The organism is Pedobacter sp. HDW13 (genome assembly GCF_011303555.1).
Taxonomy (GTDB): domain Bacteria; phylum Bacteroidota; class Bacteroidia; order Sphingobacteriales; family Sphingobacteriaceae; genus Pedobacter.
Genome location: NZ_CP049868.1, coordinates 1,270,580 through 1,285,323, shown reverse-complemented (window position 1 = coordinate 1,285,323; position 14,744 = coordinate 1,270,580). Strand labels below are relative to the sequence as shown.

Annotated in this window: 11 protein-coding genes; 4 read left to right on the top strand and 7 right to left on the bottom strand. The window is 38.6% G+C overall.

Annotated elements, in window-relative coordinates; all coding sequences use genetic code 11:
• Positions 1-21: 21 nt before the first annotated feature.
• The 4 genes from G7074_RS05245 to G7074_RS05230 form a co-directional block, all read right to left on the bottom strand.
• The gene (locus G7074_RS05245; RefSeq protein ID WP_124557818.1) at positions 22-549 is read right to left on the bottom strand and encodes a DUF3575 domain-containing protein; all 528 of its coding nucleotides are present in this window, start codon (positions 547-549) and stop codon (positions 22-24) included.
• A gap of 140 nt (positions 550-689) precedes the next feature.
• Positions 690-2,969, bottom strand: coding sequence for an aconitate hydratase (locus G7074_RS05240; protein WP_124557819.1), 2,280 nt, complete (start codon positions 2,967-2,969; stop codon positions 690-692).
• Positions 2,970-3,162: 193 nt separating this feature from the next.
• Positions 3,163-5,928, bottom strand: coding sequence for a bifunctional aconitate hydratase 2/2-methylisocitrate dehydratase (locus G7074_RS05235; RefSeq protein ID WP_124557820.1), 2,766 nt, complete (start codon positions 5,926-5,928; stop codon positions 3,163-3,165).
• Between the two features lie 420 nt (positions 5,929-6,348).
• On the bottom strand, positions 6,349-7,005 hold the full coding sequence (locus G7074_RS05230; protein WP_124557821.1) for a polysaccharide deacetylase family protein: 657 nt from the start codon (positions 7,003-7,005) through the stop codon (positions 6,349-6,351).
• A gap of 19 nt (positions 7,006-7,024) precedes the next feature.
• On the opposite strand from G7074_RS05230, the gene G7074_RS05225 reads away from it, so the two are divergent.
• From G7074_RS05225 to G7074_RS05210, 4 genes are all read left to right on the top strand, one after another.
• Positions 7,025-8,437, top strand: a complete 1,413-nt coding sequence (locus G7074_RS05225) for a TolC family protein (protein WP_233603740.1) — start codon at positions 7,025-7,027, stop codon at positions 8,435-8,437.
• 107 nt (positions 8,438-8,544) lie between these two features.
• Positions 8,545-9,882: an efflux RND transporter periplasmic adaptor subunit gene (locus G7074_RS05220; protein ID WP_124557823.1), complete on the top strand. Its 1,338-nt coding sequence runs from the start codon at positions 8,545-8,547 to the stop codon at positions 9,880-9,882.
• 74 nt (positions 9,883-9,956) lie between these two features.
• Positions 9,957-10,955, top strand: coding sequence for an NAD(P)H-dependent glycerol-3-phosphate dehydrogenase (locus tag G7074_RS05215; protein ID WP_233603741.1), 999 nt, complete (start codon positions 9,957-9,959; stop codon positions 10,953-10,955).
• 259 nt (positions 10,956-11,214) lie between these two features.
• Positions 11,215-11,559, top strand: a complete 345-nt coding sequence (locus G7074_RS05210; protein WP_124557824.1) for a hypothetical protein — start codon at positions 11,215-11,217, stop codon at positions 11,557-11,559.
• 65 nt (positions 11,560-11,624) lie between these two features.
• Here the strand turns inward: G7074_RS05210 and G7074_RS05205 are convergent, their stop codons facing one another.
• The 3 genes from G7074_RS05205 to ftsY all read right to left on the bottom strand — a co-directional run bounded on the left by G7074_RS05205 (position 11,625) and on the right by ftsY (position 14,685).
• Positions 11,625-12,131, bottom strand: a complete 507-nt coding sequence (locus G7074_RS05205) for a hypothetical protein (protein ID WP_166207270.1) — start codon at positions 12,129-12,131, stop codon at positions 11,625-11,627.
• Positions 12,132-12,265: 134 nt separating this feature from the next.
• Positions 12,266-13,597 carry a 30S ribosomal protein S12 methylthiotransferase RimO gene (rimO, locus tag G7074_RS05200; protein ID WP_124557826.1) on the bottom strand — a complete coding sequence of 444 codons (1,332 nt, stop codon included), beginning with the start codon at positions 13,595-13,597 and terminating at the stop codon, positions 12,266-12,268.
• A gap of 125 nt (positions 13,598-13,722) precedes the next feature.
• Positions 13,723-14,685: a signal recognition particle-docking protein FtsY gene (gene ftsY, locus G7074_RS05195; RefSeq protein WP_124557827.1), complete on the bottom strand. Its 963-nt coding sequence runs from the start codon at positions 14,683-14,685 to the stop codon at positions 13,723-13,725.
• Between the last annotated feature and the right edge of the window lie 59 nt (positions 14,686-14,744).

Sequence of the window (14,744 nt, the reverse complement as noted above, 5' to 3'; positions counted from 1 at the left end):
TTATAATAATGCTTTTATAGATTAAAAACCGAAACCAAGGGCAATACCTGTACGAAGACCAAAACCTTCAATACCTCCCTTAATATCAGGTTCGTTATTACCTTGTGTAGCTTTGTAATTACCATTATTGTAACTTGGTCCAAAGAAAATGTCGAGAACAAAACCGCTACCATATACCCATTGGCGGCCCATTACTACACCACCACCAAACGAATTGTAATTTCCTTTATCTCCGCCATCAGAAACTGTATAATCCTGATATCTCAAAAAAGGAGCTGCGTATAAGCCACTAATTGCTTTTTGTTTTAAGTAGAAACGAACTTCAGGTGTAATGGCAACACCTGTAAATTTAACGTCATCTAATTTTAAGCCAGTATAAGCCACTCCAAGTTGCAATGAAACACCGTCATTTAGTTTACGTTCGTAAAATACCGAACCTGTTTTTAATAGTGCACTTAAGGGGTTAATTTTAATCGTGTTCTGGGCATCCTGCGCTTTTGCACAAAGGAAAGTCATGGCCGTAATGGCACAAAGAAAGAGCTTTTTCATTAATTTGATTTGTTTGTTTTAGCAGGCAAAAATAGATTTATTATTGTGTTTTACAAATAAAAAATCCCGTTCTGATTTTACTCAAAACGGGATTGATATTATAAACTCAGACTTCGGACTACCGATTTCTAAATTTCAGACTAAAGCGCAGCTTTTGCGGCAGCCTCAGCTCTGATAATGTTCAATGCGCCACCAGCTTTAAACCAGTCTATTTGTTGCGCGTTGTAGCTATGGTTAACCGGGAACTGATCCGTAGTACCATCCGCATGGTGTAATACCAATGTTAATGGTTTATCAGGAGCAAACTCAGTTAAGCCTAAAATGTCGATCGTATCATCTTCTAAGATTTTATCGTAATCATCTTTATCGGCAAAAGTTAAGCCAAGCATACCTTGTTTTTTAAGGTTGGTTTCGTGGATACGGGCAAAAGATTTAACCAATACTGCACGAACACCTAAATGACGAGGCTCCATCGCTGCGTGCTCGCGAGATGACCCTTCACCATAGTTTTCATCACCAACAACAATAGAACCCAAGCCTGCAGCTTTGTAATCGCGTTGCGTAGCCGGAACAGGGCCATATTCGCCCGTTAATTCGTTTTTAACGGTATCTGTTTTATCGTTGAAGTAATTAACTGCACCAATTAACATGTTGTTAGAAATGTTATCTAAGTGACCACGGAATTTTAACCACGGACCAGCCATCGAAATATGATCGGTTGTACATTTTCCTTTGGCTTTAATTAATAATTTTAAGCCTTTAAGGTCAGTACCTTCCCAAGGTGTAAACGGATCTAGCAATTGTAAACGGTGCGAGGTTGGCGAAACCAGAACTTCTACTTTCGAACCATCAGCAGCCGGGGCCTGATAACCTGCATCTTCTACAGCAAAGCCCTTAGTAGGTAATTCATAACCGGTAGGCGGGTCTAGCTTAACCTGCTCGCCTTTATCGTTTGTTAAAGTGTCTGTTAACGGGTTAAATCCTAAATTACCCGAAATGGCTATCGCCGCCACCATTTCTGGCGAAGCTACAAATGCGTAAGTATTTGGGTTACCATCGGCGCGTTTAGCAAAATTTCTGTTAAACGAGTGTACAATGGTATTTTTTTCTGCTTTTTCTGCACCCGTACGATCCCACATACCTATACATGGTCCGCAAGCGTTGGTAAAGATAGTCGCATTTAAATCTTCGAAAGTTTTTAAATAGCCATCGCGGTCTGCAGTATAACGAACCTGCTCTGAACCCGGGTTAATACCAAATTCGGCTTTTGTTACTAAACCTTTAGCAATGGCCTGGTTGGCAATAGATGCTGCTCTCGATAAATCTTCGTAAGAAGAGTTGGTACAAGAACCAATTAAACCCCATTCTACTTTTAATGGCCAGCCATTTTTCTCTGCTTCAGTTTTCATTTGCGAAACCGGAGTAGCTAAATCTGGTGTAAAAGGACCGTTTAAGTAAGGTTCTAAAGTATCTAAATCAATCTCAATAACCTGATCGAAATAGTTTTCAGGATTGGCATAAACTTCATCATCACCTGTTAAATATGCAGCAATTTTGTTGGCTTCATTGGCCACTTCGTTTCTGCCTGTGGCGCGTAAATAACGCTCCATGCTCTCGTCGTAGCCGAAGGTAGAAGTAGTTGCACCGATTTCAGCTCCCATGTTACAAATGGTACCTTTACCAGTACAGCTCATCGATGTAGCTCCATCGCCAAAATATTCTACAATTGCGCCTGTACCACCTTTTACAGTTAAAATACCAGCAACTTTAAGTATCACATCTTTGGCAGCAGTCCAGCCGTTTAATTTACCGGTTAACTTTACACCGATTAATTTAGGGAATTTGAGCTCCCATGGTAAACCAGCCATAACATCGCAGGCATCAGCACCACCAACACCAATGGCAACCATACCTAAACCACCTGCATTTACAGTGTGCGAGTCGGTACCAATCATCATTCCACCCGGAAATGCGTAATTTTCTAAAACAACCTGGTGAATAATACCTGCACCTGGTTTCCAGAAACCGATGCCGTATTTGTTGGACACAGATGATAAGAAATCAAAAACTTCTGCACTCTCGGTTTTGGCATGAGGTAAATCTATTGCAGCACCTTCTTTAGCCGTAATTAAGTGATCGCAGTGAACCGTAGAGGGAACAGCAACCTGCGGACGACCTGCCTGCATAAACTGCAATAATGCCATCTGTGCTGTTGCATCTTGCATCGCTACACGGTCTGGTGCAAAATCTACATAGTCAGACCCACGTTTAAACGCCGTTTTAGGATCTCCATCCCAAAGGTGTGCATACAATATTTTTTCAGATAAGGTTAAAGGTCTGCCAACAACTTTGCGTGCAGCCTCAACGCGGCTGCCAAAGTTTGCATAAACCTTTTTAATCATGTCTATATCAAAAGCCATACTTTAATTTTTTATAATTATTGTCAATAAGGTACTATCTAAATTACACAATTTTAAACACACTTATTTTTGAGATTTGTCATAATGTGTTATTTAAAACCATTCTATGCAACTATTTTTACAAAAGAAAAGGCTATCTGAAATCTCAGATAGCCTTTTCGTGTATTTAACAAATGATATGTTTTTTTGTTTCTTATTGTTTGGTAGAAATAGGGGTAAACTTGGTTAAGTTGATGCCTTCTACCGCTACTTTATATTCTTCAATGCTTGGAATACGACCTAGGATAGCTGAAAGAACAACTACCGGCGTAGATGCCAGTAAAGACTCTCCTTTTTTACCATCTTTATCTTCTACTACACGGCCCTGGAACAAGCGAGTTGAAGTAGCCATTACCGTATCACCTTTAGCCGCTTTTTCCTGGTTACCCATACAAAGGTTACAACCCGGACGCTCTAAATACATAATGTTTTCGTACTCGGTACGCGCTGTGCTTTTAGGTAATGCATCGCTGAACTCGAATCCAGAATATCTTTGTAAATATTCCCAATCACCTTCTGCTTTCAATTCATCAATGATATTGTAAGTCGGAGCTGCAACTACCAATGGTGCTTTGAATTCTACTTTACCAGTTTGTGTCTCTATGTTTTTTAACATTTGAGAAACGATTTTCAAGTCATCCTTATGCACCATGCATGAGCCAACGAAACCAAGGTCTACTTTTTTATCGCCACCGTAGAAAGTTAAATCTCTAATGGTATCATGCGTATAACGTTTAGAAACATCGGCGTTATTCACATCCGGATCGGCAATCATTGGTTCCTGAATCAGATCAAGATCAATTACTACTTCAGCGTAATATTTGGCGTTATCGTCTGGTGTTAAAGCTGGTTTGATACCAGTTTTAATTTCCTCAATGCGTTTATTTGCTTTATTAATCAAACCTTGTAAAACCTGGTTATGGTTGTCCATACCCTTGTCTATCATGATTTGAATACGGTTTTTGGCAATTTCTAAAGACTGGATTAAAGTATCGTCCTGAGAAATACAGATTGAAGCTTTTGCTTTCATCTCTGCGGTCCAGTCTGTAAAAGTAAAGGCCTGGTCAGCTAATAAAGTACCAATATGCACCTCAATAATCCGACCCTGGAATACGTTTTCGCCATCAAACTGCTGCAACATCTGCAATTGCGTAGCATGAACCACATCACGGAAATCCATGTGTTGTTTCATTTCACCTTTGAACGTAACTTTTACCGACTCCGGAATTGGCATAGATGCCTCGCCAGTTGCCAGTGCTAAAGCTACCGTACCAGAATCGGCACCGAAAGCTACACCTTTAGACATACGGGTATGCGAGTCGCCACCGATAATAATTGCCCACTCATCAATGGTGATGTCGTTCAGTACTTTGTGAATAACGTCGGTCATTGAATGATAAGTACCTTTAGGGTCACGGGCTGTAATCACACCAAAGTCGTTCATAAACTTCATCAGTTTAGGGATGTTTGCCTGTGCTTTTTTATCCCAAACAGATGCCGTATGGCAACCTGACTGATAAGCGCCATCAACAATCGGAGAAATAACTGTAGCAGCCATTGCCTCTAATTCCTGAGCAGTCATTAAACCGGTAGTATCTTGCGAACCTACAATGTTTACTTCTACACGAACATCAGAACCGGCATGTAGAATCTTACCTGGGGTTAAACCTACAGCGTTTCTATTGAATATCTTTTCTACAGCAGTTAAACCCTGACCTTCGATAGATACTTCTTTAGCCGGAGCAAATACCAACTGAGCCTCGATACCTAAAGTTTTGGCCGCAAATGTTTGGATTTTTTTACCGAAAACGATGGCATAAGAACCACCTGCTTTGATAAATTCCATTTTTTGAGGAGTCAATGCTTTTGCAATATCAATCAGCTCCTGATCTCCGCTGTATAATTTTTTAGTTTTTGTATTGATGGTAAGTACAGTTCCGGTTTCAACAGAAAATGCTTGCTCTAAAACAGGTTCATCATTTTCATTGCGAACAACATTACCGTTCTCGTCAGTTTTCTTTACCCAGTTTTTAAGGTCGATACCAATACCGCCGGTTACATCAACTGTGGTTAAGAAAATTGGCGAAATACCATTGGTACCACCTACAATTGGTGCAATGTTTACAAACGGAACATAAGGGCTCGATTGTTTACCTGTCCAAAGTGCCACATTGTTTACGCCCGACATACGTGAAGAACCTACGCCCATGGTGCCTTTTTCGGCTACCAGCATCACACTTTTATCGGGGTGTTGTGCCTGTAACGCGCGAATTTGTTCCTGAGCTTCTGGTGTAATCATGCATTTACCATGCAATTCGCGATCTGAACGCGAGTGCGCCTGGTTACCTGGAGATAATAAATCAGTAGAAATATCGCCAATACCAGCAATAAAGGTTACCACTTTAATTTCTTCAGCAACAGCAGGCAATTCTGTAAAGAATTCGGCTTTAGCGTAACTTTCTAATATTTCTTTAGCAATGTCATTGCCATTGTTATAAGCTTCTTTTAAACGATCAGTATCAGCATCGTACAAGAAAACCTGTGTTTTAAGTACATCTGCTGCTTTATGGGCTTTATCACCATTATCAGCCAAAGCAATATCCAATAAAACTTTGATAGAAGGGCCACCCTTCATGTGTGATAACAGTTCGAAAGCAAAATCAGGTGTAATTTCTGCAACAACAGCTTCACCGGTAATAATTTCTTTTAAGAATTGTGCTTTTACACCAGCTGCAGCGGTAGTGCCCGGCAGGGTATTGTAGATGAAAAAATTAACAGCATCTGCTCTGTTAAAATTATTTACATTTTTGATCTGATCGATGATTTCGCTCAATAATTCGGCGCCATCAATAGGTTTAGGGTGAAGACCTTGGGTTTTTCTCTCCTCAATCTCCTGGATATAATCGTTATAAATACTCATCTTAGATATTTTATTCTTTTTTCGCTAAGTTTTGCGTAATAAAATACACCTTTCCCAAAAGAATACTATTATTTGTAATTAATTTGTGGTTATCGACCAAAAAAAATGAATTTTTGGATAAAACAAAAATAACAAAAAGCAAGCTTTAAATGTAATTTAAGCAGGCAATTGCGCAATTTGGAATTGTTCTAAACTATGAAATTTAGTGTTAATGACAAGTCATAAAACGCAACAATCACATCGAAAGATTAACCCGGTAAATGATTGGTAATTGCTTCAAAACTTTAGTATTTCTTGATTTCATAACCGTTCATTACCGTACAGTTTTGTCCGTTTTTGAACAGCTGAAAATTGACTATCTGACTAAAAGCTTGTTTTTGCCAGTTACGGTAGGTATAAACAGTTCTGGCATAACTATCGCTAAAGTGTAGCGAAAGTGAAACCCCTTTCAGTAAAATAGGCTAAAACTTTGGGAAGTGCGTATGCTAAACGGTCGAATGCTTTTAAACTATCGTGAAAAACAATTATAGAGCCGTTTTCGGTATGTTTAATCACGTTTTTATAGCATTTTTCGGGCGAAAGATTAATGTCGAAATCGCCACTGAGCACATCCCACATTACAATTTGCAGTTGGGAGTTTTCAGTTTTCAGTTTGGAGTCAGACTCCGGACTCCAAACTAACGATTCCAAACTCTTAACCTGGCTCTTTTTAATTCTCCCATAAGGTGGCCGGAAAAGATTGGTTTGGGTAAGTTCCTGGCATTTTAGTGTGTTTTGAAGGTAGGTTTCATCATCGGTTTTCCACCCTTTTAAATGATTGAAAGTGTGGTTACCAATGGCATGCCCATCGGTTTTTACACGTTCAAAAACTTCGGGGTGTTTTACAATATTGTCGCCGATGCAAAAAAATGTAGCTTTTGCATTAAAGACTTTTAAAGTTTTTAATACAAAATCTGTAACATTGGGTATGGGTCCATCGTCAAAGGTCAGATAAATAACTTTTTCGGTGCGGGATTTATTCCATAACAGTGATGGGTAATACCATTTTAGCAGAAGCGGTGATTTGATCAGGTACATTTAAGCTCAAAGTTAGTAAATGCCTGTACAGATTGAAATTATTAAAGTTGTTTATATAGATTTGAAACAAATTATGAAGATGTTTACCAAGAAGAAGTTTATTACCGGTTTTACTTTTGTTGCTGCGCTCGGTTTTGTCAATATTGTCAATGCCCAACAAGTAATCACCATTCAGCAAGCTGTTGAAAATACTTTAAAAAATAACCTGACCATTAAACAAGCCCAATTCAGCGCTGCTATAACTGAGGAAAATTTAACACAATCAAAATATGCGCTTTATCCTAATTTAAATGCAAGCGTAAATCCTAATTTAACGTTTGGACGTGGTTTGGATCAAACAACTTTCCAGGTTACCAATCAAACATCGCTATACACAAGTGGTAATTTGAGTACTAATGTTGATTTATTTCAGGGTTTTACCAAAATAAACCAAATCAGACAGAACAAAATTCTTTTAGATGCTGATAAAAGTAATATAGAAAAGGTTAAAAACGATTTGATTTTAAATGTAGTTAATGCCTATCTTCAGGTGTTATATAATACAGATCTGGAACGTGCTTCTAAAGACCAATTGGATATTGCCAGAAAAACCTTAGCCCGGGAGAATGCCTTGCTTGATGCGGGGAACAAAACACTGGCTGATGTTTCTCAGGCTAAATCTCAGGCAGCTACTGCTGAGCTTAACTTAACGAATGCACAAAATGCACTTTCAATTTCATACCTAACATTAGGACAGTTAATGGAAATGCAGCCCAGCCAAAAATTTGTTGTACAGGCACCTTTAATTGATAACATTAAAACAGCATCAACAACTGTAAGTGCTGAAGAAATTTATAACAATGCACTGAATATTTTTCCTGATATTAAGCTGGCCAGTTTAAGAGCGTTAGCTGCAAAGCAAGCCATCGCTGTGGCAAAGGGAGCATATTCGCCTTCACTAAGCCTGGGTGCAGGATTAAATACCTCGTATTCTTATCAATTTAACTATAACGGACTAACTCCTCAAGCTTCATTCGCAGATCAAATAGATCAAAGATTAGGACAAAGCATAGGTATGAGCCTTCAAATTCCTATTTTTAATGGTTTTACTGCCCGCTCAAGTGTACGTAAAGCTAAAATTACTTACCAGAATAATTTAGTTCAGGAACAACTGGCTAAGAATAATCTGAATAAAGTTATTTTTCAGGCTACCACCGATTTAAAGGCAGCTGAAAGCCGTTATGCTTCTACCCAAAATGCTTTTAATGCGCAAAAAGATGCTTTTTACGTAGTTGAACAACGTTACAATGTAGGTTTGGTAAACTCATTAGATTATAGTACAGCCCAAACCAATAGAAACAAGGCGGAAATAGATTTTATACAAGCAAAATATGACCTTATTTTTAGGGCTAAGGTTATTGATTACTACTTAGGTAAACAAATTACTTTTTAAGGCTTAAATAAAGGTAAAACCCTTTGGGTTTAGGGTCTAACATTGCAACGTTTTAACCTTAAAACATTACAACTTTAATAAAACAAACGAAATACAATAGATAAATTATGAAACTGAAGCATATTATTATTACCGTAGTTGCTATCGTAGCGCTGCTGGTTGTACTCAAACTAGCTGGTGTAATTGGTGGCGATAAAACCGAAAAAGTAACTACAGAAAAAGCATCAGATAAAACTGTTGTGGAAACAGTTACGGCAAGCGGTAAAATCCAGCCAGAAACCGAGGTTAAATTAAGCTCTGAGGTATCGGGTGAGGTGGTAGAACTAAAAGTTAAAGAAGGCGATATTGTTAAGGCAGGCCAATTACTTTGTAAAGTACGTCCGGATGTATTGCAATCGGGTTACGAAAGAACTGTGGCAAGTTTTAATGCACAAAAAGCCAGCGTAGCTGCAGCGCAACAACAGCTTGCTCAAAACCAGGCTAATTTCGTTAATGCAGAGGCTACCTATAAACGTAATGTAGAGCTTTTTAATAAAAAGGTAATTTCGGCTTCAGAGTTTGATTCGGCTAAAGCTGCATTTTTAACTGCTAAAGCTAATTTAGCCAGTGCAAAAGAAAATGTAACCGGTGCAAGGTTTACTTTAGAGCAAACCGGTGCAAATGTTAAAGAAGCAGGTGCTAACTTAGCTAAAACTACCATTTATGCACCTGTTGATGGTGTGGTGTCTAAATTATCAATCGAGTTGGGCGACCGTATTTTAGGAACTTCGCAAATGGCGGGTACCGAAATTATGCGTATTTCTAATTTATCATCAATGGAAGTTAATGTTGATGTAAATGAGAACGACATTACACGTGTTAAGGTTGGCGATAAAGCTTCAATTGAAGTTGATGCCTTCTCTGATAAAAAATTCAGAGGTGTGGTTACCGAAATTGCAAGTTCTTCAACAGCGGTTGGAACTGCAGTATCTACTTCTGTTGATCAGGTAACCAACTTCTCGGTAAAAATCAGGATCAGCGAAGAAATGGAAGGTAAGCAACAATCTATTTTCCGTCCGGGTATGTCGGCAACAGTTGATATAGAAAGCGAATCGTTAACTGGCTTAGCCATTCCTATTCAGTCAGTATTTACTGATAATGCAAAATCGGGTAGTAACAATAACCAGGGCAATCAGGAAAATACCGATAAACAGAAATCAAAACTTACTGATAAAAAGGTTAAGCAATATGTTTATACTTACGATGCTAAAAGCAAAAAAGTTAAAAAGGCAGAAGTAACTACAGGTATCCAGAACGATCAGTTTATCATTGTAAAATCGGGTGTTAAAGCTGGCAACGAAATCGTAACCGGTCCTTATTCTGCTATTCAGAACAAATTGAAAGATGGTATGGTTGTAGAAAAAACATCTAAAGACCAATTGTTTAGCAAAGAGGCTAAGAAGTAAGGTATATTTAACCATAATAAATAATTAAATTGTCCCGGTTTAAAACATTAAACCGGGATTTTTATTTTATAATCATGGTACCTAAAATAGCAATGATAGGGGGCGGGAGCTGGGCTACTGCCATCGTAAAAATGCTTGCAGATAATTTATCTGAGAAAGAAATTTTTTGGTGGATGCGTAACGAGACGGCCATTGAACACATTAAAAAATTTAAACACAATCCGCATTACCTCAGTTCTGTTGAGTTAAAACTCGATCAGGAAAATATCTCGTCTGATATCAGTTCGATTATCAAATCGGCTGATTTCGTTATTTTAAACGTGCCTGCAGCCTTTTTAAAGGAAACATTATCAACTATAACACCTGCTGATTTAAAAGGCAAGAAAATAGTATCTGCCATTAAGGGCATTGTACCTGAAGATAACCTGATAATCGGTGAATTTTTGCACGAAAAATACGATATTCCTTACCACGATATTTTGGTGGTTAGCGGACCGTGCCATGCCGAAGAAGTGGCTTTAGAGAAATTATCTTATCTTACTATAGCCTGTACAGATACGGAAAAAGCATCGGTGTTTGCGTCAATTTTAAATACCCGTTACATTAAAACCAATGTTTCTGACGATATTTTCGGAACAGAATACGCTGCGGTTTTAAAAAATATTTATGCAGTAGCCAGCGGCATTTGCCACGGCATTGGTTATGGCGATAATTTTCAGGCAGTGCTTATTAGCAACGCTATACGAGAAATAAAGCGCTTTGTAGATGTGGTGCATCCCATTGATCGCGATATTAAAGAATCGGCCTATTTGGGCGATTTATTGGTGACGGCCTACTCGCAGTTTAGCCGCAACCGCACCTTTGGTAACATGGTTGGGAAGGGTTATACCGTAAAATCGGCACAGTTAGAAATGAACATGGTGGCCGAAGGTTATTATGCAGCAAAATGTATGCACATCAAAAACCAGGAGTATAATGTAGATATGCCCATCTGTAAGGCTGTTCACAGCATCATTTACGAGAAGCGTTCGCCACAAATAGAAATGAAATTATTGGCCGAAAAATTGAATTAAGCCGGGCTTCCCTGCGCTTCAAAAAAATGTAAAGGAAGTTTCGTGCTCGTCGGCTACGATAGCCCTTCTTTCCGCTACTATCTTTTTGTATGGTTAAGTTAATCTGCTGCTATAACATTACCTAAGTGCTTAACAATCTTTCTTGCTTTGCTGGCCATTACAAAAAGTATAGCCGCTTCAATAAGGTTTATTTAATTTATGGCTGTGCACCAAACAAAAATCAAATGGTGCTGTTATCATAAAAAATAATATAGCTGTCATGAAAAAGAAATTTGTAATGGGTTTATTGGCAATGGCCTTAATTGGCGGTGTAACCCTTAGCGTAAACGCACAAGAAAAGAAGAAAACCGAAGTCGGTAAGGCATTAGACCATACTGGTAAAGCCATTAGTAAAGGAGCCAAATCTGTTGGCAATAAAACCGCCGAAGTTGCTGTAAAAGGTAGCTCGAAGGTAGCCGATAAAACCTGGAAAGGTAAAATGGCACCCGATGGTTCGGATGTTTACATTAACGGAAAGAATGAAAAATATTATGTAAACGCTAAAGGCGCCAAAATCTGGTTAAAAGCAAGCCAGATTAAAGACAGGCCTGCACCTAAAAACTAGATAAAAAAACTCCCGGTCAACGATCGGGAGTTTTTTCATTAAAAAGGGGAACGATTGACTAACGGTTATGAAATTTTTAGTCTGTAAATGGTATCCAGATAAGAATTTGTACCCGTTTGGATTTCTTTTGGTGCCTCTGTTTTATCAATCAGTAATTTTTCGACAATATTATTGGTTACTTTTAAATTAAGCTCATATAGCTTGTTATCGCCAAGCTTAAGGTAAAAGGTTTGATCAATGCTTTTAGATAAATAAGGTATTTCGCTCGAAATAAGCTGATAATAATCTATTTTAAGATTAGCGGTATAGGCAAAAGGCTGACGTATTTCAAAATTGATCTGTTTGATCATGTTCTTGGCATCTTTGGAATAAAGCTGTATCTGGGTTTTATCAAAGTAACCTTTAGTTTTGGGGTTGAGTAAATCAACATCCGCACTATTTTTAATCACCAGGCTTAAAGGCGGGTTTATAACTGGCGAACAAGCACACAAGCCGCCACCGCCAATGTTTTCTTTTTTGCAGCCTAAACTAACAATAAAAATAACAGAGAGGATAATCAGAAATTTTTTCATAGTTCTTTTATGGTTTTTTAATTAAACGCATAAACTATGCTTTTCGCTACAGAGCAATTGATGATTAAAAAAATAGCTTAAAAAACAAAAATCCCGAAAGCAGCGCCCCGGGATTTTTAATCAGTTATATTTTATTAAACAATTGTTCCGTATAAGTCGAAATCCTCGGCTCTATCAACCTTAACGTTAACAAAGCTTCCGTTGGCAGCATAACCTGTAGCGGCATCAATTAACACTTCATTATCTACCTCAGGCGAATCGAATTCGGTTCTGCCCACAAAGAAATCGCCTTCTTTTTTATCAATGAGTACTTTAAAGGTCTTGCCTACTTTTTCCTGGTTAATATCAAATGAAATGCCTTGCTGAATTTCCATGATATCATCAACACGCTGTTGTTTCACTTCTTCAGCTACATCATCAACCAAAGTATGGGCATGTGTTTTTTCTTCGTGTGAGTAAGTGAAACAGCCTAAACGATCAAATTTAGTTTCGGCAACCCATTCTTTCATTTCTTCAAAATCGCGTTCAGTTTCGCCCGGATAACCGCATATTAAAGTGGTACGCATGGCAATATTTGGCACCTTGTCGCGAATTTGGTTAACCAGATCGATGGTTTTCTGCTTGGTGGTACCACGGCGCATCGATTTGAGCATGTTATCGGTAATGTGCTGTAGCGGCATATCCAGATATTTGCAAATGTTGTCGCGTTCATTCATGGCATCTAAAATTTCCATCGGAAAGCCAGAAGGGTAGGCGTATTGCAGGCGGATCCATTCAATGCCTGGCACATCCGACAAACGGCGCATTAGTTCATCTAACTTACGAACACCGTATAGGTCTAAACCATAATAAGTAAGATCCTGGGCAATTAATATCAGCTCTTTGGTTCCGTTTTTAGCCAATATCTTGGCTTCGTTAACCAATTCTTCCATTGGCTTGCTCATGTGCTTGCCACGCATCAGCGGAATAGCGCAAAACGAACATGGACGGTTACAACCCTCGGCTATTTTAAAATAAGCAAAATGAGATGGGGTAGTGAGTAAACGTTCGCCAATAAGCTCGTGTTTGTAATTGGCACCCAACTCGTGCAATATGTTTTGTAAATCGTTGGTGCCAAAAAAAGCATCAACGTTGGTAATTTCTGATTCAAGTTCGGGTTTATAGCGCTCAGATAGGCAGCCTGTGACCACAACCTTGCCAATTTTACCGGCCTCTTTAAGCTCGCTGAATTGCAGAATGGTATCAATCGATTCTTGCTTGGCATTATCGATAAAACCGCAGGTATTAATTACCACGATATCATCCTTGCCCATTTTATCAGATTCGTGGGTAACGTTGAGGTTGTTGCCACGCAACTGACCCATCAATACTTCTGAATCGTATATGTTTTTAGAGCAACCCAAAGTTATTACATTGATTTTAGGTTGTTTAGCTGTTGTTTTACTGCGTACTACTTTAGTATTCATCTTTTACACTTAATCTTTACTGTTATTATAAGTAAGGAGATCGTCACCCTGAATTTATTTCAGGGTCTTTAATTTTAAAACAAGAGATGCTGAAATAAAATCAGCATGACGAATGTTTTGATCGGTTACTTAAATAAACTATTCACAAACTCCTTTTTATCGAAGAGTTGTAAGTCGTTTATCTTTTCGCCTACGCCGATATATTTAACCGGAATTTTAAACTGATCCGAGATCCCGATTACCACGCCACCTTTAGCTGTTCCATCTAATTTCGTAATGGCTAAAGCGTTTACATCGGTAGCTTCGGTAAACTGTTTACACTGTTCAAAGGCATTCTGGCCAGTCGAGGCATCCAGTACCAATAATATTTCATGTGGCGCACCTGGAACCACTTTTTGCATTACCTGTTTAATTTTGCCCAACTCGTTCATCAAACCAATTTTGTTATGCAAACGGCCGGCAGTATCGATAATTACTACATCTTCGTTGTTGGCGACAGCTGATTGTAGGGTGTCGAAAGCTACAGAGGCAGGATCTGATCCCATGGCCTGGGCTACAACTCTTACGCCTACGCGCTCTCCCCAAAGTTTAATCTGATCAACTGCGGCAGCTCTGAAAGTATCGGCAGCACCTAAAACAACTTTAAGTCCCGATTCTTTAAGTTTATGAGCCAGTTTACCAATGGTAGTGGTTTTACCTACCCCATTTACACCAACAACCATAATTACATAGGGCTTGTGGTTGCCATATTCAAACTGGCGGAAATCGTTACTGTTGTTTTCTGATAACAGCAATTGAATTTCATCACGTAAAATAAAATTCAGTTCAGACGTGTTCAGGTATTTATCCCGCGAAACACGGTCTTCAATACGTTTAATGATTTTTAAGGTTGTACTTACTCCTACATCAGAGGTTACCAGAACTTCTTCCAGGTTATCGAGTACCTCATCATCAACAGAAGATTTTCCGGCAACAGCTTTGGTAATTTTATTAAAGAAACCGTCTTTTGTTTTCTCTAAACCCTTATCTAAGGCTTCCTGAGCCTCAGGTGCAGTTTCTTTCTTTTTGAAAAAATCAAATAAACCCATATCTAAATTTTATATAACAAAAAAAGCCCTTCCGGTTAAAGCGGAACGGCCTGTAATAT